This window comes from Kitasatospora sp. NRRL B-11411 (genome assembly GCF_000721345.1).
GTDB lineage: Bacteria > Actinomycetota > Actinomycetes > Streptomycetales > Streptomycetaceae > Kitasatospora > Kitasatospora cineracea.
Map to the genome: position 1 here is coordinate 1 of NZ_JOGH01000255.1, position 2,452 is coordinate 2,452.

Here is a 2,452-nt window from a genome sequence, read left to right on the forward strand (position 1 = left end):
CCCCTCATCCACCTCCCCGCCCTCCACTCACCTTCCCGCCCCTCATTCACCGCCACCCACCGCCACTCACCAGCCACCACCACCCGCCCTCGCCCCGCCGCTTGCCGGTACGTGCCACTTGGTCTGGACCACTGGACGGAGCCGGGCCCGTTTGCGCACACTGGCGCGATGAGGCTCCGACCGGCCACCGGCCTGGAACTGCACGATCTGGACGTGCCCGACCCGGGGCTGCTGCCGTTCGCGGCGGGCAGCTTCGACGCCATCGGGCCGCTCTCCCGGGCGGACTTCCCGCACCGTCACTCGTTCTACGAGCTGGTCTACGTCACGGCGGGCAGCGGCACCCACGTCATCGACCTGGTCGAGCACCGGATCCAGCCACCCACGCTGTACGCGGTGCTGCCCGGCCAGGTGCACCGCTGGCGCGGGGCGGGCCGGCTGGACGGCTGGGTGCTGCTGTTCAACGAGGACTTCCTGCACCGGCACCCGGAGGACCTGGCCCTGCTGCGCTCGCTGGCCACCGGCCCGGCACTCCGGCCGGACCGCCGCGAGCACCGCGAAATCGCCGGAATGCTGCGGGAGTTGGTGGCCGAGCACGAGGGCGGCCTGGACGGCGCGCTGGGCGTGCTGCAGGCGCTGCTGCACGTCCTGCTGGTGCGCGCGCTGCGGGTGGCGCGTGGTTGCGACGCCCCGGCCGCCCCCCGGACGGCGGGTCACCCGCTGGCCGACCGGTTCGTCCGGATGATCACCGACGCCGACCGCACCGACCGCTCGGTCCTCGCGCTGGCCCGCGAACTCGGCGTCTCCGCAGGCTACTTGCACGAGGTGGTGAAGGAGGCCACCGGCCGCACCCCGGCCCGGCTGGTCCGCGAGCAGCAGACCCTGGAGGCCAAACGCCTGCTCACCACCACGGACATGACGATCCGTCAGGTTTCGGCGGCGGCCGGCTTCTCCGACCCGGCCTACTTCTGCCGCTTCTTCCGCCGCGAAGTGGGCCGCACCCCGGGCGAGTTCCGCGAGAAGGCGAGCTGACCCCGCCGCCGGACCTCGCCGCCGGACCCCATCGCCGGACCCCGCCGCCGGACCCACCCCGCCCCGCGGATACGCCCCGCGCGTACGCCCGGCGAGCCGCGCGCGAAGCCCTGCTGACGCCCCGTCGAACACCGCGTGGCGGAGCCTGAGGAATGCACCACGTCCCGCCGCCCCCGTCCATCGACGGCCCGGGCGGGCAGGGCCTAGCGTCTGAGGCACCCCACCGCGCCGCCGTGTCGGGAGACCCGACCTCTCCAGGTGTCATGTCCCATCCAACGGAATCCGGGCGTGCGGCGACCCACGAAGCAGTCGAACGGAGAGCCATGTCCACCCCCCACAACCCGCTGGACGGCCTGGGCGACCTGGCCGATCGCAAGATCAGCCGCAAGGGCCTGCTCAAGGCCGCCGCCCTGGCCGGCGCCGCGCCGGTCCTGATCGGCGGCGGAGTCGCGCTGGCCCGCGACGCGGTCGCCGCCGACGTCCCGGCCCCGCTCACCCCCGAGTGCAGCGACGGGCACGTCACCGGCGAGCAGATCGAGGGCCCGTACTTCAAGCCGGGCTCCCCGCTGCGCACCAACCTGGTCACCCCGGGCACCCAGGGCACCCCGCTGACCGTCAGCGGCTACGTCTTCGGCCGGAACTGCGTACCGATCTCCGGTGCCCTGCTGGACTTCTGGCAGGCCGACACCAACGGCAACTACGACAACTCCGGCTACACCTTCCGCGGTCACCAGTTCAGCGCCGCCAACGGCGCGTACTCGCTGACCACGATCATCCCGGGCCTCTACCCGGGCCGCACCCGGCACATCCACGTCAAGGTGCAGGCGCCCAACCAGCCGATCCTCACCACCCAGCTGTACTTCCCGAACGAGCCGCGCAACGCCACCGACACCATCTACGACCCGGCCCTGCTGATGACGGTCCGCCAGGTCGGCAACGGCAGCGAAGCCAGCTTCGACTTCGTGCTCAACGTCAACGGCACCGGCTCGCCCAGCCCCAGCCCGAGCAGCTCCAACCCGGGCTCGCCGAGCCCCAGCCCGAGCAACACGGGCGGCGGCTCCACCACCTGGACGGTCGGCGCCAGCTACAAGGCCGGCGACGTCGTCACCTACAACGGCGTCAGCTACGTCTGCATCCAGGGCCACATCGCGTACGCCGGTTGGGAGCCGCCGAACGTCCCGGCCCTCTGGCAGCGCCGCTGACCGTCCCCCGGTCCCGTCGCTGACCGACCCCACCCCCACGCGGGCGGTCAGCGGCGTCAGCCACCCGAAGCGGCGGCACGGCCCCACTCCCCGGGAGGGGAAAACCGGGAGACCGGGGCCGCGCCTGCCGAGCGCCATGACGGCCCGAGCGCGGGGTGCCCGGGCCGTCATGGCGCCCCCCCGGATCCCGCCGGAACCCCGCCCCCGCCCCACCTCCCCTC

Annotated in this window: 2 protein-coding genes; both read left to right on the top strand. The window is 73.6% G+C overall.

The genetic code is table 11. From position 1 onward, the window contains the following. Positions 1-168: 168 nt before the first annotated feature. Positions 169-1,029, top strand: coding sequence for a helix-turn-helix domain-containing protein (locus IH44_RS0139650; RefSeq protein ID WP_030464710.1), 861 nt, complete (start codon positions 169-171; stop codon positions 1,027-1,029). A gap of 323 nt (positions 1,030-1,352) precedes the next feature. After that, positions 1,353-2,231: a carbohydrate-binding protein gene (locus tag IH44_RS0139655; protein WP_030464711.1), complete on the top strand. Its 879-nt coding sequence runs from the start codon at positions 1,353-1,355 to the stop codon at positions 2,229-2,231. Positions 2,232-2,452: the final 221 nt, after the last annotated feature.

Coding starts and splice junctions, on each gene's coding strand:
- IH44_RS0139655 (WP_030464711.1), top strand. CDS start 1,353: ATGTCCACCCCCCACAACCCGCTGGACGGCCTGGGCGACCTGGCCGAT.
- IH44_RS0139650 (WP_030464710.1), top strand. CDS start 169: ATGAGGCTCCGACCGGCCACCGGCCTGGAACTGCACGATCTGGACGTG.